This is a genomic window from Brevibacterium aurantiacum, from assembly GCF_003932995.1.
GTDB classification, from domain to species: domain Bacteria; phylum Actinomycetota; class Actinomycetes; order Actinomycetales; family Brevibacteriaceae; genus Brevibacterium; species Brevibacterium aurantiacum.
The window spans coordinates 2,987,240-3,008,665 of sequence record NZ_CP025333.1 but is presented as its reverse complement, the minus strand read 5'-3'; the positions used below and the strand labels follow the sequence as shown (position 1 = coordinate 3,008,665).

At 60.7% G+C, this 21,426-nt stretch carries 33 protein-coding genes; 32 read left to right on the top strand and 1 reads right to left on the bottom strand.

Annotated features, from left to right (window positions below; genetic code table 11):
- Positions 1 to 2 precede the first annotated feature (2 nt).
- From CXR25_RS13950 to CXR25_RS13895, 12 genes are all read left to right on the top strand, one after another.
- A complete protein-coding gene (locus CXR25_RS13950; protein ID WP_125240696.1) occupies positions 3 to 485 on the top strand; it encodes a single-stranded DNA-binding protein in 483 nt (160 codons plus the stop codon).
- Positions 469 to 861, top strand: a complete 393-nt coding sequence (locus CXR25_RS13945; RefSeq protein WP_164513979.1) for a WhiB family transcriptional regulator — start codon at positions 469 to 471, stop codon at positions 859 to 861. Before CXR25_RS13950 ends, CXR25_RS13945 begins: the two co-directional genes overlap by 17 nt.
- Positions 858 to 2,375, top strand: a complete 1,518-nt coding sequence (locus CXR25_RS13940; RefSeq protein WP_125240694.1) for a DNA cytosine methyltransferase — start codon at positions 858 to 860, stop codon at positions 2,373 to 2,375. The genes CXR25_RS13945 and CXR25_RS13940 overlap by 4 nt, the downstream gene beginning before the upstream one ends.
- Positions 2,372 to 2,797, top strand: a complete 426-nt coding sequence (locus CXR25_RS13935; protein ID WP_125240693.1) for a hypothetical protein — start codon at positions 2,372 to 2,374, stop codon at positions 2,795 to 2,797. Before CXR25_RS13940 ends, CXR25_RS13935 begins: the two co-directional genes overlap by 4 nt.
- Positions 2,794 to 3,147, top strand: coding sequence for a hypothetical protein (locus CXR25_RS13930; RefSeq protein WP_125240692.1), 354 nt, complete (start codon positions 2,794 to 2,796; stop codon positions 3,145 to 3,147). The genes CXR25_RS13935 and CXR25_RS13930 overlap by 4 nt, the downstream gene beginning before the upstream one ends.
- Entirely contained in the window at positions 3,144 to 3,527 is a 384-nt protein-coding gene (locus CXR25_RS13925; RefSeq protein ID WP_125240691.1) for a hypothetical protein, read from the top strand. Before CXR25_RS13930 ends, CXR25_RS13925 begins: the two co-directional genes overlap by 4 nt.
- Before the next feature lie 9 nt (positions 3,528 to 3,536).
- Positions 3,537 to 3,728, top strand: coding sequence for a hypothetical protein (locus CXR25_RS13920; RefSeq protein ID WP_125240690.1), 192 nt, complete (start codon positions 3,537 to 3,539; stop codon positions 3,726 to 3,728).
- A 2-nt stretch (positions 3,729 to 3,730) separates the two neighbouring features.
- Positions 3,731 to 4,636, top strand: coding sequence for a hypothetical protein (locus tag CXR25_RS18825; protein ID WP_206430633.1), 906 nt, complete (start codon positions 3,731 to 3,733; stop codon positions 4,634 to 4,636).
- Positions 4,633 to 5,046: a hypothetical protein gene (locus CXR25_RS13910; RefSeq protein WP_125240689.1), complete on the top strand. Its 414-nt coding sequence runs from the start codon at positions 4,633 to 4,635 to the stop codon at positions 5,044 to 5,046. The genes CXR25_RS18825 and CXR25_RS13910 overlap by 4 nt, the downstream gene beginning before the upstream one ends.
- A 208-nt stretch (positions 5,047 to 5,254) precedes the next feature.
- Positions 5,255 to 5,533, top strand: coding sequence for a hypothetical protein (locus CXR25_RS13905; protein ID WP_125240688.1), 279 nt, complete (start codon positions 5,255 to 5,257; stop codon positions 5,531 to 5,533).
- The gene (locus CXR25_RS13900) at positions 5,530 to 5,775 is read left to right on the top strand and encodes a hypothetical protein (RefSeq protein ID WP_125240687.1); all 246 of its coding nucleotides are present in this window, start codon (positions 5,530 to 5,532) and stop codon (positions 5,773 to 5,775) included. The genes CXR25_RS13905 and CXR25_RS13900 overlap by 4 nt, the downstream gene beginning before the upstream one ends.
- A 619-nt stretch (positions 5,776 to 6,394) precedes the next feature.
- Positions 6,395 to 7,042: a DUF4145 domain-containing protein gene (locus CXR25_RS13895; RefSeq protein WP_125240686.1), complete on the top strand. Its 648-nt coding sequence runs from the start codon at positions 6,395 to 6,397 to the stop codon at positions 7,040 to 7,042.
- A gap of 66 nt (positions 7,043 to 7,108) precedes the next feature.
- Here the strand turns inward: CXR25_RS13895 and CXR25_RS13890 are convergent, their stop codons facing one another.
- Positions 7,109 to 7,696, bottom strand: coding sequence for a hypothetical protein (locus tag CXR25_RS13890; protein WP_125240685.1), 588 nt, complete (start codon positions 7,694 to 7,696; stop codon positions 7,109 to 7,111).
- Between the two features lie 85 nt (positions 7,697 to 7,781).
- Between CXR25_RS13890 and CXR25_RS13885 the strand changes: the two genes are divergently transcribed.
- The 20 genes from CXR25_RS13885 (at position 7,782) to CXR25_RS13790 (ending at position 20,898) form a co-directional block, all read left to right on the top strand.
- Entirely contained in the window at positions 7,782 to 7,994 is a 213-nt protein-coding gene (locus CXR25_RS13885) for a hypothetical protein (RefSeq protein ID WP_125240684.1), read from the top strand.
- Positions 7,994 to 8,620: a hypothetical protein gene (locus CXR25_RS13880; RefSeq protein ID WP_125240683.1), complete on the top strand. Its 627-nt coding sequence runs from the start codon at positions 7,994 to 7,996 to the stop codon at positions 8,618 to 8,620. The genes CXR25_RS13885 and CXR25_RS13880 overlap by 1 nt, the downstream gene beginning before the upstream one ends.
- Positions 8,617 to 8,877 (top strand): hypothetical protein, encoded by a 261-nt coding sequence (locus CXR25_RS13875; RefSeq protein WP_125240682.1) that lies wholly within the window; start codon positions 8,617 to 8,619, stop codon positions 8,875 to 8,877. The genes CXR25_RS13880 and CXR25_RS13875 overlap by 4 nt, the downstream gene beginning before the upstream one ends.
- 92 nt (positions 8,878 to 8,969) lie before the next feature.
- Positions 8,970 to 9,188: a hypothetical protein gene (locus CXR25_RS13870; protein WP_125240681.1), complete on the top strand. Its 219-nt coding sequence runs from the start codon at positions 8,970 to 8,972 to the stop codon at positions 9,186 to 9,188.
- A complete protein-coding gene (locus tag CXR25_RS13865) occupies positions 9,185 to 9,481 on the top strand; it encodes a hypothetical protein (protein WP_125240680.1) in 297 nt (98 codons plus the stop codon). Before CXR25_RS13870 ends, CXR25_RS13865 begins: the two co-directional genes overlap by 4 nt.
- A complete protein-coding gene (locus tag CXR25_RS13860; protein WP_125240679.1) occupies positions 9,478 to 9,738 on the top strand; it encodes a hypothetical protein in 261 nt (86 codons plus the stop codon). Before CXR25_RS13865 ends, CXR25_RS13860 begins: the two co-directional genes overlap by 4 nt.
- Positions 9,731 to 10,465, top strand: coding sequence for a hypothetical protein (locus tag CXR25_RS13855; RefSeq protein ID WP_125240678.1), 735 nt, complete (start codon positions 9,731 to 9,733; stop codon positions 10,463 to 10,465). Before CXR25_RS13860 ends, CXR25_RS13855 begins: the two co-directional genes overlap by 8 nt.
- A gap of 426 nt (positions 10,466 to 10,891) precedes the next feature.
- Positions 10,892 to 12,391, top strand: coding sequence for a phage terminase large subunit (gene terL, locus CXR25_RS13850; RefSeq protein ID WP_125240677.1), 1,500 nt, complete (start codon positions 10,892 to 10,894; stop codon positions 12,389 to 12,391).
- A 21-nt stretch (positions 12,392 to 12,412) separates the two neighbouring features.
- Positions 12,413 to 13,963, top strand: a complete 1,551-nt coding sequence (locus tag CXR25_RS13845; RefSeq protein ID WP_125240676.1) for a hypothetical protein — start codon at positions 12,413 to 12,415, stop codon at positions 13,961 to 13,963.
- Between the two features lie 37 nt (positions 13,964 to 14,000).
- Positions 14,001 to 15,059, top strand: coding sequence for a phage minor head protein (locus CXR25_RS13840; RefSeq protein ID WP_125240675.1), 1,059 nt, complete (start codon positions 14,001 to 14,003; stop codon positions 15,057 to 15,059).
- The gene (locus tag CXR25_RS13835; protein WP_125240674.1) at positions 15,056 to 16,243 is read left to right on the top strand and encodes a hypothetical protein; all 1,188 of its coding nucleotides are present in this window, start codon (positions 15,056 to 15,058) and stop codon (positions 16,241 to 16,243) included. The genes CXR25_RS13840 and CXR25_RS13835 overlap by 4 nt, the downstream gene beginning before the upstream one ends.
- 2 nt (positions 16,244 to 16,245) lie before the next feature.
- Entirely contained in the window at positions 16,246 to 16,593 is a 348-nt protein-coding gene (locus CXR25_RS13830) for a DUF2190 family protein (RefSeq protein WP_125240673.1), read from the top strand.
- Positions 16,594 to 16,621: 28 nt separating this feature from the next.
- Complete coding sequence (locus CXR25_RS13825) at positions 16,622 to 17,695, top strand: phage major capsid protein (protein WP_125240672.1); 1,074 nt, start codon at positions 16,622 to 16,624, stop codon at positions 17,693 to 17,695.
- Between the two features lie 80 nt (positions 17,696 to 17,775).
- Complete coding sequence (locus tag CXR25_RS13820; protein WP_125240671.1) at positions 17,776 to 18,144, top strand: hypothetical protein; 369 nt, start codon at positions 17,776 to 17,778, stop codon at positions 18,142 to 18,144.
- Complete coding sequence (locus tag CXR25_RS13815) at positions 18,141 to 18,590, top strand: DUF6093 family protein (protein ID WP_125240670.1); 450 nt, start codon at positions 18,141 to 18,143, stop codon at positions 18,588 to 18,590. The genes CXR25_RS13820 and CXR25_RS13815 overlap by 4 nt, the downstream gene beginning before the upstream one ends.
- Complete coding sequence (locus CXR25_RS13810) at positions 18,587 to 18,940, top strand: HK97-gp10 family putative phage morphogenesis protein (RefSeq protein ID WP_125240669.1); 354 nt, start codon at positions 18,587 to 18,589, stop codon at positions 18,938 to 18,940. The genes CXR25_RS13815 and CXR25_RS13810 overlap by 4 nt, the downstream gene beginning before the upstream one ends.
- The gene (locus tag CXR25_RS13805) at positions 18,940 to 19,344 is read left to right on the top strand and encodes a hypothetical protein (RefSeq protein WP_125240668.1); all 405 of its coding nucleotides are present in this window, start codon (positions 18,940 to 18,942) and stop codon (positions 19,342 to 19,344) included. The genes CXR25_RS13810 and CXR25_RS13805 overlap by 1 nt, the downstream gene beginning before the upstream one ends.
- 76 nt (positions 19,345 to 19,420) lie before the next feature.
- Positions 19,421 to 19,615 carry a hypothetical protein gene (locus tag CXR25_RS13800; protein WP_164513978.1) on the top strand — a complete coding sequence of 65 codons (195 nt, stop codon included), beginning with the start codon at positions 19,421 to 19,423 and terminating at the stop codon, positions 19,613 to 19,615.
- 5 nt (positions 19,616 to 19,620) lie between these two features.
- A complete protein-coding gene (locus tag CXR25_RS13795; protein WP_125240666.1) occupies positions 19,621 to 20,151 on the top strand; it encodes a phage tail tube protein in 531 nt (176 codons plus the stop codon).
- A gap of 99 nt (positions 20,152 to 20,250) precedes the next feature.
- Positions 20,251 to 20,898 (top strand): hypothetical protein, encoded by a 648-nt coding sequence (locus CXR25_RS13790; RefSeq protein WP_125240665.1) that lies wholly within the window; start codon positions 20,251 to 20,253, stop codon positions 20,896 to 20,898.
- Positions 20,899 to 21,426 lie beyond the last annotated feature (528 nt).

Genomic DNA, 21,426 nt, shown 5'->3' with positions numbered 1-21,426 from the left:
CCATGGCAGACGCACGAGTAACAATCGACGGCGGAATCGCCTCAGACCCGCGTTTCAACACCACGAACAGTGGCAAGCGGGTCGCGAACATTCGAGTCCTCGCAGGACGGTCCAAGCCTGACGGCAACGGTGGTTGGGAGCAATTGTCGACCACCGCCTATGACGTGAGCTTCTGGGCCGAGCACGCCGACCTCGCGTCGGCACTCAACCCTGAGCGCGGATCCAAAGTGACCGTCACTGGAACCATTACCGGCGTCGAGAAGTATGACGGGCAGAACGGCGAGAGCTTATCGGTCAAGGTCAATGGCGACGGGCTCCGCGTGTACCCGAAGCGTGACCAACAGCAGGGTGGCGGGAACTTCGGCGGCCAGCAGTCCCAACAGAACACCCAGCAGGGCAACTTCCAGCAGGGCGGACAGCAGCAGGCCCAGCAGTCGAGCGGATGGGGACAGAACCCAGGAGCGGCAGATGAGCCACCTTTCTGAAGCACGCTACGGCGACGACTGGGAGGGTGCCGTGTGCGCTCAGATCGGGGCGGTGGTGGCAGACGACATGTTCTTCGCCACCGCCCGCGATCGGGTAGCCCAAGCGATTGCACTCTGTTGGGACTGTCCACTGCGCGCAATGTGTGCACGCGCAGCACTCGAAGAAGAAGCCGCCACACCACTCGACATGCGATTCGGCATCCGCGGAGGACTGACACCTGAACAGCGCGTCCAGCTGCAACCGCACCGAATCTGCCGCGACTGCGGATCACCGATCGTCACACGATCACCCCACTGCGACGACGACCGTGAAGTGCATCGATTGAAGCATCGTCGCGAATACGAACAAGAACTCAGAAAAGAGAACGCAGCATGATTACACTCACCGACCTATTCTGCGGAGCGGGCGGATCCTCGACAGGCGCCGTGCAAGTCCCAGGTGTCCAAGTCCGAGTAGCGTCCAACCACTGGCAGCTGGCCGTGGACACCCACGAAGCGAACCACCCAGACACCGGGCATGTGTGCGCGGACCTGTCGCAGATTGACCCCCGCTACTACCCGAAGACCGACATTCTCTGGGCGTCACCGGAATGCACGAACCACAGCATCGCCAAGGGCGGGGCCCGCGACATTGCACCCGACCTGTTCAACCAGATGCCCAACGCCGCAGCAGAACGATCCCGAGCAACCATGTGGGACGTCCCCAGGTTCACCGAAGCGCACCGGTACTCGATCGTCATCGTCGAGAACGTCGTCGACGTCGCACGCTGGGCCCCCTACGGCGCATGGCTCGAAGCCATGGACTCACTCGGATACGCCCATGAGGTCGTGTACATGAACAGCATGCACGCCTGGGCCAATGGTGACGCGGCACCACAGTCGCGGGATCGGTTCTATGCCGTCTTCTACCGGAAGGGCAACAAGAAGCCGGACCTGCACCGCATCCAGTGCCCACCAGCCTTCTGCCCAGATCATGGCCGCGTCGAGGCGATCAAGATGTTCAAGGGCGCCAAGAGGTGGGGGAGGTACAGAAGTCAGTACGTGTTCCGATGCCCGCACACGTCCTGCCGTGGCCGCGAAGTGGTTCCGAACTGGATGCCTGCCTCATCCATCATCGACTGGAACGACCTCGGCACCCGCATCGGCGACCGTCCGAAACCATTGGCCGAGAAGACGATGAAGCGGATCCAGGCAGGAATCGACCGGTACTGGTCCGGTCTCGAGCTCGACCCGCTCATGGTCAACAACGTGTCCGGCTCGGACTCGACCCGCTCGACCTCAGTGCGTGAGGTCGCACCAACGATGGTTGCCGGCGGCCTGCACGCTTCACTGCTCGTTCCTGTCGAGGGACGAACAGGCAAGGAATCGCGATCGGTCTCCGAAGCGCTGCGCACGCAGACCACCCGCAATGAGACCGGAATCGCGTTCCCAACCTCACTGCAGATCGAGGCGGCAGGGAACACCTACGACGCAACGGACCCGAAGCATCGCGCCTACGGACGGAAGGACGGCTACTACCGCGTCTGGCCAGACACGCAGGTGACGAAGACGATGCACACCTCGGCAACTAAGGGCCTCGCGTTCCCGCCGTTCATCGCGGAGTTGCGCGGCGGATCATCGGACGCACGCCCGGTCTCCGAATCCCTGTCGACGGCCACAGCCTCCGGAAACCATCACGCGCTCGTCACCTCGGAGATCCCGAAGATCGACGACTGCTCATTCCGGATGCTCAGCCCGAACGAAATATCCCGCGCCATGGCATTCCCCGCCGAGTATCAGATGCTCGGCACGAAACGAGACCAAGTGCGTCTCGCTGGCAATGCCGTCACCCCGCCCGCAGCACGCGACCTCGTCGCCGCCTGCGCAGAATCGCTTGGAGTAGCCGCATGACCACCACCGACTGCACAGTCAAGGACTGCACCGGCAAAACGCATGGTAGATCGTACTGCGGCAAGCACCGCGATCAGATCGCCAAGGGCTACATGCCCAACCAGGCCCCCAGCCGTCTCGTCGACTCACACGACACCCGCGACCTGCTCCTTGAGCTCAAGACTAAGCACTCCATGATGAAACTGGGGCGACTGCTCGGCGTGAGTTCCAGGACTGTCGCCAGGGCAGCGGCACCCGCGAACGTGAAGATCGAGCGCACCCTTGCTGAATCCATCCGGTTCATTGCCGGGGAGGTATTCGAGCCCGCCGCCAGCATCGAGCCGGTCACGGGTGCCGACGTTGCCGCATTCGCGTTGACCGACGTTGGCCGGGAGTTCATCGTCAAGTGTCGGCGCCCGGTGGCTCGGAAGGTGGCGGCGTGAGCACCATCGACGAAATCCTCGCAGCTGGCCGGTACACGGACAGGCGAGGGCGGAGGTGGGAGCACATAGTCGAAACGGATTCCTGGGCCGCGCCAGCCCCGGACGACGACGGTGACCCCTGGAAGCACATCGAGTGGAGGCATTCGGAAAAGATGCGCCTGTTGATCGAACGCGACCAGCACAGGGGCGAATGCCGGGGGCTGTGGGACTGCGCCGACCACCCGGTGCCGCGAGTGGCGGTCATCGAATCGGACTACGGATCCTTCGCACCGAACAGCCGCGTCTACGACCAGCACAGCACCCACTCTGACGCCATGAACGCAGCCCGGGCATTGGCGGTGGGCCCATGATGCAGACGCTCGCCATCACGATCCCGAACCAGCTCGTCATCAGCTCGAACCGGCAGGCCGACATTTGGAAGCGGAAGAAGCTCAAGGACTACTGCGCGCAAAGCGTCCCGTACCTGGCGCGTCCGCTCGACCCGATGGGAAAGGCCACGATCCACGTCGGCGTCACGAAGCGCACGAACAACCGCTACGACCCGGTAAACCTCACGGACACGGCTAAGCCAATGGTCGACCAGCTAGTGAAGGCCGGCGTGCTCGACGAGGACGACCACCGACACGTATTCGGGCCCTGGCTCTACCACAAGGGCACCGACAAGGAACTGGTCGACGCCACCCGGTTCACGGTCATCCTCACCGACTACTCACCCGACATTCCGTTCTAAGGAGAACCCATGACCAATTCCATCGGGTACGCGAACCCCGCCGCCATCAACTTCGGGGCACTGACACTCGAAAAACTCCGCACCACCAGAGACGACGAGGCAGCCGCGAGACGGCTCATTGAAATCCATGCACCAGCAGAAGCTCACGAGGATCTGTGCGCAATGCTCGGGATCGAACCACCACGACCAGGGAGGGAATAACCATGCGAATCCGGTCGATCAAACCCGAGTTCTGGCGCAGCCCTGACGTCAGCGATTTGGTGATCGAAGATCGACTCCTGTTCATCGGCCTCTGGTCCTACGTTGACGACAACGGTGTGGGCCAGGATCGGGTCTCGACCATCTGTGCGGACCTGTTCGCCGATGACCTTTCGCGAGATCCTCGCGAGACACTCGCGAGGGTGTCCGAAGGTCTCCAGAGGCTGTCCGAAGCTGGCCGAATCGTTCGCTACACCGTCGAGAAACGCGACTACCTGGCGATTGACAACTGGGCGAAACATCAGCGCATCGACAAGCCAAACAAGCCCCGCTATCCCTCTCCCACCTGCGACGATGCACAGATTCGCGAGACCCTCGTGGAATCCTCGCGAGACACTCGCGACATCCCCGCGCCTGGAACAGAGGAACAGAGGAACAGAGGAACAGGGGAACAGTTCTCTTCGTCGCAAGTCGCAAGCGACTCCCGACCCGATGAGTCCGCACCCGAACCTCGCCCAGATGTGGATGAACTCCTCGACCTCCTCGACGCAGAGATCGAAGCCAACGGCAACAAGACCCCGAACCGGACGAAGACCAACCACGACTCGATCCGACTACTCATCGACCGCGACGGATACACGCTCGATCAGATCCGCTACGTCATCAGCTGGTGCCAGCAGGACAACTTCTGGAAAGCCAACATCCTCTCCCCGAAGAAGCTGCGCGAAAAGTTCCCACAACTCGTCGCCCGCGTCAAATCCGAAGCAGAACGACCAACGGGGCGGGACCAACCCCGCGACCCAGCACGAGAACGCATCGACAACAACAAAGCCGTCATCGAGCAACTACGCCGCATCGAAGAAGGCCTAGACGAAAACCACGACACCACCATCCAAGGAGAGCTGCTGTGAGACTCACTGAAGCCGGGGAAGTCCTCGAACTCATCAGCACCTACGACAACCGACGAGTGACAGCCGAAGTCTCGACCGCATGGTACGACCTCCTGAACCCGTACACGCTCGCCGAAGCCAAGCACGCGGTGAAGAAACACTTCTACGAATCCACCGACTACCTGATGCCCGCCCACATCGTGAAGATCATCAAGACCGAACGCAAAGCACGGCTGGCTCGTGTCGGGACGATCGCTCCTGGCCGTGCCGACATGGTCGATGCCGGCGCCGAGCTGCGCACAACGAAGGAATTGTCGAAGGCCGTCGCATCAGGGGAACTCACCCTGGAGCAGTACGAGGACTACCAGCGGGGCGAAACACCCTGGGCGGACTACCGACGCGGGATCCTCGCACTGCGGGGTGCAGCATGATTCCGCTCATTATCACCGCCGCGCTCATCCCTGCCGCTGTCTGGGCCGCAATCATCCTCGAACCACACATGGAGTCACGAGCGACACGGAAACGCCTACAACGGGCGCACAGGGCCGCAACCTCACCAAACGTTGAGGCTGAAACCGAACCTCACCAACCGCGTGTCAGGGCTGGGAAAAGTCCCGTGAGCGAAAGGAAGCTATGAGCATGAACTCACTACCTGGAAACGATCATGCGGCGATCTCGAAGTTCCGCACCGAAGGCCTCCACGAATGGCAAGCCGAGGAAGGCGCAACCGACGCAACCTGCATTGCAGTCGCTATTGATGCGAACACCGAGGCCACCCTCGCCCTCGGGTTTGAGCAGCGGACAGCGAATCTGATCGCACTCGCCGAGTTCTACGGCAACGACGGGCACCGTGAGCACGGTCTGCCCATCCTCAAGGAAATCAACACTCGTCTCGGGCTGAACGGAGACACGAAATGAGCACTGAACCATACACGCCAAGCGTTGAGGCGGTCTGTGCCCGTTACTTCAACGGCGACTACTCAGGATGCAACCGAAATCCTGACGCCGAGTTCGACCGCTTCATCGCGAAGGTCAAGGCCGATGCGCTGAGGGAAGCGGCTAACGAGTATGCCGACAGTGGCCGTGAACAGACACACGGAGTCACCACAGTGCTGATGTTCATGCATAATCGCGCCACACGGATCGAGGGGGAAGCATGAATGACATGCAGGAATGGTTGAAGGAACGCCGCCGCATCCATGACACCCCGCGCCGCGATTGGCGCACTGCTCAACAGGCCTGACGTGCATGTATGATTCCCACGGACCCCACACAAGCAATGGAAGGAACGAAGTGGAAAAGAATCACAGACCAATGGGTATGAGCCTCACCCTGTTCACGATAGGGGCACTCGTTCTCATGATCGGCGGATTCATTTCATACAGCAGCTACGGAACGCCAGTGTCGATGACCGTCCTCATCGGAACGATCATCTTGTGTTCCGGGTTCGTTGTGTCAGTCCTCGAGGGGATACTGCACGAGATGCGTAAGCGAAGCTAACGCACAAGACGACAAGAATACTGCGCTCCAGCCAGCACGCCGAGGCCAACGAGCGAGACCAGGACCTCATCGACAGGGCCCTTAGTGCGCTGCGGAGGCTCAATGGGCGAGTCGTCGGGGAGGCGGGGCCGGAGCTGATCAAGGTCCTCGTCGGTGGCGAAGGCCAGTGACGCAGTGAACACTGAGAGCACACGTTGTGGACTTGTTATGTACCTGGACCTCACGCGATCGTGCATGGTGGAAGAGTAGGAGGAACACATGCCTAATGAAAGTTAACTAATGAAGACGACGTGCGCGTTCTGCGAGTCCGTATCGGTGATGGAGCCAGAGATCGGAAAGGAACTCGATCGGAAAATCGGTGCCGCATGGCTCGGAGTGTTCTCGTGTCACCATTGTGACGGCTACATGATTGCTTACGGGTACCTCTCTCCTAGCCAGATCAGCAACCACGGCCGTCCTCGCGAGATTTTTGCGGGTCTTGAGATGGCTGAACGGATAGGCAAGTTCGCCTGGCATCCCGCAAATGCATTCGCTCCAGAATTTATAGGCTTGCCACCAAACATTGAGATTGCTGCATCTGAGGTGCATATCAGCCTAGGAAATGGCCAGATAATCGCGGCGGCAATCACTGCCCGTGCGACCCTTGAAGCGATAATTAAAGATCAGGGTATCGTCGACAATATGAGGTTGGCGCAGAAGATCGGGAAAATGCAGGAGACGGGAAGCATCACGAAACTTCTCACTGACCAAGCCCACTCCATCCGCCTTGTCGGTAACGATATGGCTCACGGTGACTTCGATATGTTGCCAGATAGAGAAGAGGTGGAACACATCGTCGAGTTCATGGACGCACTTATCGACACTCTGTATGTTCAACCAGCCAAGCTCGAAGCTGCACAAGCAAAGCGGGCGACGCGCAAGGAGTAGCTATCGCTAAGTATGGCAGTCGGCACCACAAGAAACAGTAAACCAAGGGAGGGTTGAGGCATAAGCCTAGGCGTCGAATTCTTTCTGAAGCTTCCGATCAACATTGATGGGATTGAACTCAGGGGTTCGCGGGCTCTTGCCCTTTACTTCTCTCCACTTGCCTCGCTTGAACTCTTCGGCCTGCACAGCCGAAACTTCAGGACCAACGTGAAGCGGAACGGGGAAGCGAAAATGAACTGGTCTAGTGCCTCGGAAGATCCACCGCGGACTGTCAAAAGTGAAAACAACGTAAACACCAGGCTCGGAAACTATCGCCTCGATGAACAGTTCGATGGCCCCTTTGTCAGCGCTTAGTATGCGATCTAGTTCAACTACTGCCCACTTGATTTTCCTAGTGGCGCCTTCAGCCTCGTCGGTCAGATGCACCACAGGCTCGTATGCTGCGCCGGTTCCTGAAACTCGGAATCGGACCGTCATGTCACGACTGCCAATCGTTGCGCTGTTCACCGTGGATTCCGTCACTCCGGAATGTTTGTTGAATTCGGCGTAGACGACAGGATTGTGGGCGAGAACCCTGTCTTGAATTAGGGCGAGACCCGAAATAATTAAGGCGACTCCGGAAACGATCAGGCTGGTAAGGCTCACTGCATCCATCCCGGCATCTTATCTTGGAACACTGCTCCCAGGCCCTGCGTGTCGCCTCTGGTAACTCTCTCGTGTCCGATCGCATGCTTCACGCATGATTGTTGCCGACCTCACCGCCGACCACATCGGCCAAACCGTTTCGTTCCCCACTTGGTCTGCCCTCGGCTACTGCCGACGTGGCGAACTCACCTTCATCGCACCCACCGGCCAAGGCACCACGACCCTCGTCATTGGGGAGCACATCCATACGAGCCCGGATAATGCTCGCATCGACATCCTCGACACCGTAGAGCTGCGGGGACTGTGATGGTCGACAAGACTGGCTGGGATCCGAAGAAGTGCCAGGCCCTCTCCAAACGCCGGCCCGGTGAGCAGTGCGGCAACTACCCGAACAAGGGTCTCAAGGTCTGCCGAGTCCATGGCGGCAACAGCAAGAAAGCGAAACAAGCCGGGCAGCGCAACCTCGAGCAGGAGAAACTCACCCGCGTCGCTCGCCGTCTCGGCACACCCCACACGGATCTCGACCCCGCACAAGCACTCCTGGATCTCGTTGCCTCCAAGGCTGGGGAGGTCGAATGGTTGCGGCATCAGGTGGAGCTCCTTGAGTCTGATGGTGACCTGTGGTGGGGCGAAACGAAACACACCACCGGCATGAACTCACTCGGCATGATCGACGAGTCCACCGCAGAGGCCCGCCAGCACATCGTCTACACGCTGTTGCACAAAGCCCAGGACCAGCTGGCCCGGTACGCCACAGAAACACTCAAGGCTGGCGTCGACGAACGACAAGTCCGCATCGCAGAGAGGACCGGCGAACAGTTCGAAGCCGTCATCACCGCACTGCTCCCCGCCATCGGTGCCACCCCGGAACAGATGAAACTCGCGGCCACCGAGATCCCGAAGATCCTCCGCAACGTTGGAGGAGCCAAGTGACGATCCAGCAAGTGCAAGCCCAACGTGAACGCATCCGCCGCGCAGCCGGACTCCTCGCGATCGAACACCACGCGGCTGGCTCCACGCCGGGCGGCATGACGATCAAAGGCCATGCCCAGTCGATCTACGACGACGGAATCGAGCAAGCCGAACAGGCCGCCGCAAATGGGGCAATGCTCTGGACGCACGCCGCGGAACTCATCGCCAACACCTACGAACGACTCGTCAACGACATGCAGAAAGCAGGACAACCATGAGCAACGACAACAATTTCAAGTACACATTCGACACACTGAACCAGCCAGGAATTCGGCGGACTCCCATCAATCGATCTGAGATCAGGAACGCTATGGAAACCCTCGGTCTTGACCCGGCACAGATCCTCTCTTTCGAAGCCGGTAATGAGGGTGTTCGCGTCACTGCAACGCTCGTTGACACGGAAGGCCACAAGGTGCTCGCTCAGGCACCGGGCAGCGGGTTCCTCAAGCACACCTACGTCGTGCCCTTCGAGGACGAACTCTGCAAGCCAGGGAACATCAACGGATCGAACCTTGGGGAGGACGCATGAGCTATGACGTGACAGCAGGCGGGGAGTGGTTCAACTACACCTCGAACATGCATCGGTTCTTCAAAGACTTCGGTGCCTACCCGGGAGACTGGGAGGGGCGAAGCCGATACGAGGTTGCCGACGAGCTTGACGTGGCGATCGAGCAAATCCAATCCAACGACCTGGACGCTCTCAAGCGCGAGTACGACGCACCGAACGAATGGGGCGAAGTTGGAAGCGCGACGCAGTTCCTCCGCAAAGTGCGCGATGCCTGCCGCAGAGAGTTGCCCGAAACCGTGGAGGTGTCGCGATGATCGATAACCGGTGGCTGCCGATCGACACCATGCCGTTATCTACCGTGGGTGAGGATGTTGACGTGCAAGAGTCCCAGCGCCTCTACTCCAACGTGCACGTGACCGGCATCCGGTACGAACGCGAAGTCGTCGAAGAACAATTCATGTTCGGCGAGGCGCCGCAAATCAGCATCGGACGGATCGCGGACTTCACCATCACCCACACCACCGGAACCATCCGCGCCACGTTGAAAGCCGAATGGAGGCCACATGCCTGACCCAGCCCCAGCGCAGAGGATCCGCAACCTCTGCGACCAGATCAGCGACCTCGTGGAAGCCAGCCTCCCCACCGCCGGAGTGCAACGACTCAGCGACGCACCCGGCGCGGCCACAGAACCACGACTACCCATGCACCACGACACCGTCGAAGCCCGCGACCACCTCAAGCAGATCCTCACCTCGTGGGCCCTCCTCATCGTCGAAGAAAAACGCGTTCGCTACGACGGCCGGGACGAAACCACTGCCGTTGCCGCATGGATCTACCAGAACGCCGACTGGATGGCCACACACCCCGCATTCGACGACTTCATCACCGAAGTCGAAGAAGCGGTCTATGATCTGTCCCGCATCGTCAACAGGGGAGTGAGCTCACGCAAGTTCTGCGGCTGGGACAACGGGCGCCCCGTATTCGCCAACGGCAACGAACTGGCCGCAGGAGATGCAGCTGGCCAAACACTACGCAACGGCAGAGCCGCGCTCGCCATCACCGTCCTTGACGTTGACCTGCCAGCCAAAGACTGCGCCGAAGCACTCAAACTCCACGGCCACGACATCACCGCCAAACAGATCCTCAAACTGCACGAAGTGGACGAGAGGCGACGAACAGGCGGCACGCTCGGACCACACGAAGGGCTATCCCCAGTGCGTAGAGACGGTGCCCGCAACACGCCCGTTTTCAGAGTCTCCGAGGTGCTGGCGCGTCTAACTAGACAACAGGCATCGTAGGGGATTAACGTGATGTGTAATGAGATTCGTGCCTCCGGGTGTGGGTCTCATTGCGCATTCACGGGGTGTTTCGTCACTTTTCTACCCGTGTGATGCGTCCCCAGCCCCCTGTTGCAGCCGCACTCATCCATTGCAGGCTCCAGGGGGCACACAAACCACCTGTAGCTCAATTGGTTAGAGCGCCGTAATCTCTGAACCTCTCAGCCGTCACGTGCGGAAGAAGTCAGCTCTTGCCGAAATCTCGGTTCAAACCCGAGCAGGTCACAAACTCCCCGCTGCTGTTCAGTGAACGGCCACCCACCGGACGCCAGCGGGGCATCAAGCCAACTCCAGCTGCCGGGCATTTGCTACCGAGGGTGGTTGCAGTTGCCGAGTTCGCCGGGCACTCGACGTCAAAACCCGGCATCAACTTCATGGAGGTGCGTCGTGTCCGTTGACTGGATGACGGCGCTCGCGGAGAAGCTGGAAGCGCAAGCGACCGAGACACGCCGCTGGGCATCTCCTCTCACCATGGCTCAAGACCTCGACCCCACCGTCGTGCGCACACCCGCCCTCACCCTCATCGACGACGCGCTAGTGAGAGCCGCCAACACCCCAAACGCCCGCATCATGATCTCGTGTCCGCCGCAGCTCGGAAAGTCACAGTTGTGCTCCCGTCGATTTCCTGAGTGGACACTAAAGGAGATGCCGGACACCCGCATCACTCTCGCCTCATACGAAACCGCAGTGGCCCGCCGCTGGGGCCGTGCCGTGCGAGATGACATCCGAGCCAACAAGGACGCCTTCGGCCTCTCCATCCGCGACGACGTGAGCGCGCAACACGAATGGCAACTTGAAGGCCACATTGGCGGCATGTTCACCGCCGGCATCGGCTCAGCACTTACTGGCCGGCCATCGAACCTCATGATCATCGACGACCCCGTGAAGAACCACGAAGACGCCATCTCCAAGGTCAAGCAAGAGACCGCCTGGAATTGGTGGACTGAGACTGCGCAAACCCGCCTCCACCCTGGCACCCCCGTAGTGCTAGTGATGACCCGCTGGTCGACCGGCGACCTCGCTGGGCGCATTCTCGACGCTCCTGGCGGTGAAGACTGGGAAGTCCTCAACATCCCCGCCGAGGCCGACCACGACCCTGCAAAGGGTGAAACCGACCCGCTCGGACGCGAACCAGGCGAGTATCTCGAGACGGTTCACAACATGAGCCGTGAAGAGTGGGAGAAGCGAAAGATATCCACCGGCCCGAAAGCCTGGGCGTCGCTCTACCAAGGGAAACCCACACTCGACGAGGGTGGAATCTTCCCACCCGAATGGCCCCGCTACTCACAGCCCATGTGGGTGGACATGGACGATGGTTCACGCCGTATCCCGGGTCTTAGGGAGAACGGCTACGAACTGATTCTGTCCTTCGACCTCGCGTTCAAGGACGCTGGCACCTCGGACTACGTGGTCGGCCAAGTGTGGCTGCGCGTGGGCGTGAACATGTTCCTCCTCGATATGGTGCGTGAACGCCTCAACTTCAACGCCACTCTCGACAAGATCAAGTACCTCAAAGCCAAATACCCAGAAGCCGGGGCAGTGTTGATAGAGGACGCTGCGAACGGCCCTGCGGTGATTTCGGCTCTCTCGCGTGACATTCCCGGCATTATCCCAGTCACTCCGGAAGGCAGCAAGATAGCCAGAGCATCGGCAATCTCGCCGTTCGCTCATGCCGGCAACATGCACCTGCCCACCTCAATGCTCCTCCCAAACGTGGAGGAATTCATCGAGGAGGCGAAGGGCTTCCCCGGTGCAAGTCACGACGACAGCGTAGACAGCGCCACACAGGCGGCATCGTATCTGCTGCTTCATCCATTGCTGGATCAATCGCAGCTGGTGGCTGAGGAGTGGCAGGACGAACGCGAGTGGTCGATTTCGCCATATTGAATAAATCTGAAGGAGGCTCACATGGGCATGTTCGACTGGCTGGGCCTCCGAGAGTCCGACGACCACGAAGTGAAACACCTCAAGTCGGAAGTCGAGACATTGTCTTTCCGGCTCGAAGAAGCCGCGCACTCAATGGAACAGCTCTACCGTGAGGACGCTGGGTGGCAGCAGATCGGGCAGTCGTTCGATCAGGAGATGAGCCCGGAGGGACGCCAACAGGGCGCCAAATTGTGCCGGGCAATGGCCACTCTCAACCCTCTTGTGAAGCGCGGACTCACAATCCGGGCAGGATACGTGTTCGGCCAAGGTGTTGGCATCCAAGCCCCAGACGGAAAAGAGAACGGCACCCAGGACGTCAACACCGTCGTGCAAGGCTTCATCGACGACCCGGGCAACCGTCGCTCGTTCACGGGCGCTCAGGCTCACGAAGAGCTTGAGAAACAGCTCGGCACCGACGGCAACGTATACGCGGTCCTGTTCACGAACCCTCGAACAGGTTTCACCCGCGTCCGCACCCTCGACCCTCTCGAAGTCACCGACATCCTCACCAACCCCGAGGACAAAACAGACCCGTGGTTCTACCGCCGTGACTACGTTGAAACCACTATCGGGGAACGCACAGCCCGCGTCACTACCCGGCAGAAAACCACCTGGTACCCGGCACTGACACACAAACCGACCCGGCGTATGCCTGTCATTGACGGCAACCCCGTCGACTGGTCAGCACCCGTTCATCACACGAAGGTGAACACGATCGGCAGCTTCGGAGTCGGAGATGCTTACGCCGCACTGCCCTGGGCTAGAGCGTACAAAGACTTCCTAGAGGACTGGGCGAAGCTCATGAAGTCCCTCTCCCGAATCGCGTGGAAAATGTCAGGCAAGAAGTCCGGCGCCCAGCAGATGCGATCCCAGCTCAACGGTCTCGGTGAAGCTGGGGGAGTTGCCGGCATGGATCCGGGCACGCAACTTGAGGCTGTCCCGAAGACCGGTGCCACCATCGACGCAGAGTCGGGGCGCCCCTTGGCAACAATGATCGCGGCAGCGTTCGGACTCCCAGTCACCACACTCCTTGCGGATCCTGGCCAGACGGGTGCACGAGCTGTCGCCGAAACACTCGACCAGCCGACTCGCCTGGAAATGAACGGGCGCCGTGAAGTGTGGTCTGAAACGTACCGGGCGATCCTCGGTCACGTCATCGACCAGGCGGTCATAGCTCCACAGGGGCCACTCAAGGGTGGTGTGGTCGTCGATAAGTTCACTCAGCAGGAGGAAGTGATCCTGCAGGGCGAAGCTGACCGCACGTTGACGATCACATGGCCTGAGATTGACGAGACATCGGTTGACGTCATGGTGAAGGCCATCGTCGACGCGGATGCCACTCAGAAGCTCCCACCGCTGGAGACGATGAGGCTCCTGTTGCGTGCTCTCGGTGTGCGGGACGTGGACGAGATCCTCGACCAATGGACCGACGATGCCGGCAACTTCGTCGACCCGAACACCTCGGCAGGCGATGCCGCGATCGGTGCTTTCGAGCGTGGCGAGGATCCAGCCGAGGCGCTCAAGCGTAAGTAAACGTAAGTGAGTGCTAAGTAAGTAAGGAGGTGCCGGCGTGGCAATCAACGAACTCACGCTACGCCGGGCCTCCGAACTCCGTTCTGTGGTCGACGACTACGTTGACGCCTCCACCCGGGCACTGACCGCACGGTGGGCGCAAGCCTGGCAGGAGGTCGCGCAGGAGTGGCAGGACACCATTGCCGTGATCCTTGCACGCAAGGCCGCAGGGGAGCCGCTGACCCCCGCGCAGATCACCCAGTTGGCACGCACCCAGCGAGCTCTGGCAATGACGGCGACGAGACTGCAGGAACTCGCATCGGAGATCGGACCATTGCTCGAAGGCTCCGTGCGCGAGGTTGTCGAACGCACTGCGGACCTGACCACAGGTGTTGCCGTCTCACAGATGCCGCCCGTTGATTCGAAGCTCCTGCCATCGTTCACCCGAGTCGACCAAGCAGCACTCGAGCAGATCATTGAACGGTCCCTTGGCCAGATCCATGCTTCATCGTTGCCGCTCGCTGACGATGCGATCGACGCCTTGAAGTCCTCACTGATTCGTGCCGTCCCCAGCGGTTGGGGTCCAGCAGCAGCGGCATCGGAAATGCTGAAGCGGACCCGGTCAAGTTTCAATGGTGGGCTCACTCGCGCCATGCGTCTGGCCAGGACCGAAATGCTTGACGCACACCGTGCCGCCAACACTGCTCAGAATGCCGCAAACCCGTCCGTCACTGCAGTCATCTGGCACGCCGAGCTCAGTTCCCGCACATGCCCGTCCTGCCTCGGCAAGCACGGCACCGAATACCCGCCCGACACTCCGGGCCCCTTCGACCATCAGAACGGTCGATGCACGTTCATCCCCAAAACGAAGTCCTGGGCTGACCTCGGATTCCCCGACATTGAGGAACCGCCAGACATCACCCTGTCCGTGGACGACTGGATGCAATCCAATCCACAAGACGCAGTGGCTGCCCTCGGTCCCGATCGTTACCGCATGTTGCAGGACGGGCAGATCACACTCCCTGATCTCACGAAGCGCGTCGACAACCCCGACTGGCGACCCAGCTACCAAGCAACCTCGCTCGCAGACCTCCGAAAGGTGGCGAAGAACCTATGACCATCCTCAAAGAAGCCGGCACCCTCACCAAGAAAGAGGGCGGTCGGTTCAAGATCCAGATCGTCACCCCCGGCGTCGGCAGCTCCGGTACTTACCCGCAGGCGACGATCGAAGCTGCAGGCCGCGACAAAGTATTCGGCCAAGGCCTCCACATGTACCTGGATCACGCTACTGAAGCGCAGGACTGGGCTAAGCCAGAAGGTTCACTTCGTGACCTCGTGGGAGTCCTCGACGAAGACGCCCACTGGGATGAAGCCAGCGGTGGCCTCGTTGCCGAGGCACGCATCTACTCGCACTGGCGTCCGATCCTCGAAGAGATGAAGGACGACATCGGCGTCTCCATTCGCGCATCTGGAGAAGTCCGAGAGGACGCCGGCCAACGCATCATCACCAAACTCGTTGAAGCTCGCTCAGTCGACTTCGTCACCAAAGCAGGCCGTGGCGGGAAGGTGATGGAAGTCCTCGAATCCGCACGCCTGCGCGAAGGCATCAACGACGAAACCCGCGACCTGCTCAGCAAAGCCGTTCGCGCCGCTCATCCCGAGTCCTGGTCCTGGGTCCGTGATCACGACGGCTCCACGGTCTGGTTCGACGCTGAGACGGACACCGGTGACAACACCTACGAACAGGCCTACACGCAGAACGGCATCACCATCACCCTCGACGGTGAACCAACTGAAGTCGTGCCCACCACTGTGTACGTCCCAAAAGCCAACCCGGATCCGACCGGGAAGGAAACGCAAGAATCCAACCAGAAGGAGGCCGCCACCATGGCGACAATCCAGATCGAGGAAGCCGACCACACGGCACTCGTCACCAAGGCCGGTCGGGTCGAACAGCTCGAATCCGATCTCGCCGAAGCCCAGAAGAAGCTCGAAGCGGCCGAAGCTGAGAAGGCGAAGGAAGCCCGTCGCGCCGAGGTCGCGGGCGTTGTCGAAGAAGCATTCGAGAACACCGACGCAGGACTCATCAAGGACATCATCATCGACCGCCTCGCCGAGACCGACGCCACCGGCGACGACCTGATCAAGGAGGCCCGGACTTTCGCCGAGGACTTCAAAACCAAAACTGCCGGTACCGGTCAGGTTCGTGGTCTGGGAGAGTCCCGGCCCGCCAACACCACCGAGGCTGAGCCCACACCCCGAACCGCTGAGGACATCGTCAACGTCCTGGAAGGAGCCTGATCATGGCCAAGAACCAGCTGTACCCAGAGAACAAGCACATCGCGATCGTCGCTGACAAGGACTACGCGTCCGGTCAGCCTGCCGCGATTGGTGCCTACCGTGGCGTAGTCCTCGCAGATGCCGCCGAAGGAGACGAAGTCACTGTGTGGCTCAACGGCTCCTACAGCATCGACGTTGCCGGTGCCCTCACTGTCGGCCAGGTCGTGTACCTCGACAACAGCGGGAAGCTCACCGCGACTGTCGGAACGAACGTCGTGTGGGGTGTCGCCAACGTCGCGAAGGCCACCGGCACCAGTCCCGCCGAAGTTGCTCCGTTCGGCATGATCCAGCCTGCGCCCCCGGCAGCCTGACCAATCCCCTCTGATTTAGGAGAACACTATGGAAACCATTGACCTCATGCAGGAGGGCTTCCGTCGGGCAACGAGCCGTGACGAGAAAGTCTTCGAAGCCGCCTCCCTTTTCACCAAGGGCCGCACCGGCGCATCCCCACTCGCCCAAGCTGTCCTCGTCGAAGCATTCTCCACCTCGGACTTCCCCGTCCTGCTTGGTGATGCGTTCGAGAAGCAGGCACTGAAGGCCTACAAGGACACCCCGCTCGAGTTCGAACCGATCCTCCACGACACCACCGTGGAGGACTTCCAGCGCCGCAAGCTCGTCGACCTGTGGGGTGCTGAGCCGTTCGAGCGCGTCAACCAGGGCGAAGAGTACAAGGGCGGAACCCTCAACGAGACCGAAGTGTCGCACGGCACCGGCAAGTTCGGCCGCAACTACGGCCTCACCTGGGAGCTGCGCCTGGCACGTCAGTTCTCCGCCATGGCGAACTTCCCCCGCGCCCTGGGCAACGGTGCTGTGAAGTCCCAGAACAACCTTGTCGCCGACACCCTCGTCGGTGACAGCGGCTGGGATGCTGGATTCTTCGGCACTGTCGGTTCCGAGAAGCTGACACCCGAAGCCCTGGACACCGCAATCAAGGCTCTCGCACTCAAGGAGAACCACCGCGGGGAACTCGTCGACACATCGAACCTCATCCTGGTACACGGCCCCGCATTGCGCGGCGAGGTCGGTCGGATCCTCACCGCGGCCCGCATCGTCACGAAGGTCACGAACGGTTCCAAGGTCACTGAGACCGAGGTCGACAACCCCTACCGCGGCATCGTCACTCCGCTCGAGTCCCGCACCATCGGTGCACGCCTCGGGTCGACGAACGCTGACGGTTGGGCACTCGTCCAGGGCAAGTCGTCTGACTTGCCTTCCCTGATCCGCACGAAGCTCGCCGGGCATCCCGACGTCGACATTCGTGTGAAGCGCGACCAGGGCCAGTCTGTTGGCGGTGGCGAGATCTCCGTCGAGGACGGCTCGTTCAACGACGACACGATTTGGTACCGGGGCCGCTCCGTCGTTGGCGTCGACCCTGCTTTCACGGTTGGCGTCTACGCCTCCAACGGCGCCTGACCCGCCCCTCATGCACGGTCCCCGCCCCGCATTGACCACCATCGTGCGGGGCGGGGAACGGCACAACCAAGGGAGTTGTAATGGTCGAATACAACGAACCAGTGCAACAGGTGCGGCTCCTGGCGGGCGATCTGGACACTGGCGAGAATCAGATCTTTGACGATGACCAGCTCAATGGTTTCCTGACGATCTCCAACGGGTCGATCAAGAGGGCGGCCGCTGACGCGATCGATGTCATTGCTTCATCTGAGGCACTCATCTCCAAGGTCATTACTACGCAGGACCGTTCATCGGACGGCAGAGCTGTGGCGGACGCTTTGCGCAAGCACTCAGCCGCACTCAGGGCCAGGGCCAAGGAGGAAGAGGACGCGGAGGATGCAGAGCCATTCTTCATGGCGTTCGACCTCACTGGGCCCGATCGGCAAGAAGGTGAGGAGATGCGACTATGAGCCCGCTCCCAGCTCGAGGCAAGTTGAAGGTACTACCCGACAACTGGTCGGCCCACCATCAGCCGACCGCCTACGGTTTCCTCACCGGTGACTGCATGGCGTTCACGCCAGGTGAGCCTGGCGATATCCTTCCCGGCCAGACCGTCACTGATCCCACCTATATTTCCAAGTGGGAACATGCACCATGTTCGGCCCAGTTCCTCACCCAATCCACGCGCCCCGTCACGGTCGCAGACGGTGTCGAGATGATCGCCTCACACCGCATCTCAGTCCCCATCGCATCCACCTGGCTGCACTACCGGGACGTGATCGTCATCCTCGACAACCCAGACGACCCTGACCTCAACGGGCGAGAACTCACTGTGCTTGTCGCGGAGTCAGGAACCACGAACTGGACACGGGACTATCTGTGCCAGGACGTGAACAGTCAGGAGGTGGCGGCATGACTGCTGACGCAAGAGGCCTCCACTCCCTCGGCCACGACCTCACCAAAGCCGGAGCCAAAGCCCAAAACATGGCCAGGGAAGCGGTCGCCAAGACTGCCGCCGACATCACGGGGGACGCGAAACAATTCGCACCCGTCGACACCGGCAACCTCAAAAACAGCATCGGACACGACCTGTCCAATGCGGGCGGTGAGTCGTCGGCCGAGATCGGTCCGACCGCGAAATACGGCCTCTTCGTCGAAACGGGTACGAGTCGCATGGCACCGCAGCCCTTCGTCGGTCCAGCATTTGATCGCCGCATCCCCGGCTTTGAGCAGGCCATGGCAAAACTCGTCGAAGGAGTGCTGTGATGGCTGACATCATCACCCTCAACGACTGGACACTCGACCAGCTGCGCGTACTCGGCGCCACCGTCTACGACGGTATGGTTCCCGAGTCTGTGGAGACGATGACGGGCGGATACATACTTCCCTACCTGGCCGTGTGGGCTCAACCACTACGGGAACACGCAGAGCAAGCGCTCGCCTACTGCGACCCCGAGACAGCTGGGGGAGTCAATGTCACCGCCGCCGGCCATTCGGCAGGCACTGTGCGCGCATGGTCACAAGCCGTCGTGCAGGCACTCAACCGAGTCCCAGTGCCTGGTGGCGGCCAATACGTGCACGCTGAACCGCACGTGCCAATCCAATACGACACGGCAGTGACGCCAGCCCGCTACTACCAGCCGTTGTCGTTCACCTTCGCCCAGCCGTAACCGAACAGTCCCACCCCTCCAAGCCTCGGAAACCTCCGGGGCTTTTCTCATGCCCAAACGCACCGAGGAGACCCCAGTGGCTCACATCCAGAACGACGACGCATTCGTCACCGCCTACGACACACGAACAGGAAAGAAGCTCGCCGAGAAGATCCCGCGAGCTCACCTCAAGATCTTCCCCCACCTGTCTGCAACACCCAAGGCCAAGGTCGCCGAACAGCCCAAGCCTGCCCCCAAGCCCACCGAGACCAACCAGAAGAAAGAAGGCTGATCACTTTGCCTAAGTCACTCGCCGACGGCCACACTCGCGTGGCCCTCCTGTCCGCCAAGCCCGAAGATCCGATGGCACCGACCATCACCGAACTCGAGGCCGGGATTGACGCCTCCTGCCGAATCAACTCGGCAGACTACAACGTCACTCCTGCCGCCTCCGAGACCGTCGAGGAGAAAGAGCTGTGTGTCGAGGGCAACGCCGTCGCATTCGGCCCCTCGAACGGAACCGTTGAGTTCACGCCCTTCCGCTACTTCGATGAGACCGGGGCACCAGAAACCGGCGGCGTTGAGGGCGAAATTGGTGATGCCGTGTTCCAGGCCACCAAGGAGAAGGGCACTCGCCTCTGGCTCTACCAGCGCGAGACCTCCAAGAAGGCCACCGATGCGTGGGAGGCGGGCGATGAGGTCGACGGATTCGAGTTCATCACCGACAACCCCCAGCAGGTCGACCGCACCGGCTACGTGAAGCGCAAGGTCGTCGGCGCCTACCAGGACATGTGGCTCAATGCCGCGGTCGCCACCGCTGGCCCCTGATCTTCGGATCACCTAGACCCCTGTGGGGCAGTTCCTCCATGGCTGCCCCACAGGCACACCTACATGGAGACCCCAAAACTTTCACATGGAGGAAGAATCATGAGTTTCAATCCCGACGAGTTCATTGCCGGCATCCGTACCGCGCAGACGACGGTGACCGTGTTCCAGCGTGCCGACATTGCAGGCGAACTGATCGCAGTCGAAGAAGACCTGGCACTGTTCCTCGACGACGATGGCGGCGAACAGGACCTTGCCGCTGGTGCCGAGAAAGCTGAACTGCTGGAGAAGCAGGAACGCCTGCAGACCGAGCTCCAGGGTTCCGCTGTCGAGTTCACTGTTCAGGCACTTGACCAGGAGCGTGTCGACGAGATCGCACAGGAGGCACGTGCCGCTTGCAAGGATCGTGCCGACGCTGCCGCGAAACGGGCCGCCGGGTATGCGCGTGAAGAATGCAAGCGTGCAGAGGTCACCGACGCGAAGGAAATCAAGGACGCCATCAAGCGCGCAACCTCCAACGCATCCAACGCGATCGTCACGCACGAGGCCGGTGTGCATACTCTCGCGGCCGTCATCGTCGGCGACACAGGTCAGTCAGTGTTCACTATCGAGCAGATGCGCCAGTTCGTGGACAAGATCGGTGCCCCGCAGGTTCGGAAGCTGCAGAAAGCGTTCTATGAACTGTCGTCGAATGAGCCGGGGGACTACCTCCCAAAATCATCGAGGCCTGGGCGGACGGACGAGGCCTAAACGCTCTCGCGATCACCCGGACGGCACGGGCATGGGGGATTCCTGTGTCCGTGCTTCAGGGTGAGCGCAAACCGGGCAAGAAGTGGACGGCGAAGGATCGGTCATTCGCTCTTGCGCTGACGGCGCATGAGTCTGATCTGTGTCGTGGGTGTGGCCAGCCGATGTCACGTACGTCTGGTGAGCATAAGCATGATTTCGAAGTTGAGACAGTCACATGTGTTGCGTGCGACGAGCTTGAGCGGTTCAGAGAGCTCTCCCGTGAGCCTGAGAAGGGCGAGAAGACCTACGTCGTCAGAGACGAGTAGCTATCGACTGCCGTCACCGCGATTCCGCTCGCGCATGAGGTCGAGCATTTCCTGGCGATCAGCCTCACGTCTCTTCGCGTACTGAATTATCCCGCGGACGACGAAGAAGACGGCAGCTATGACTACCGCAATGAAAAACAGTGCTATCGCACCACTCATATCTGCAAGCACGTCATGGCCCTTTCTCGCATTTCCCCTGTAGTCCCCACATCATATAGGAGGC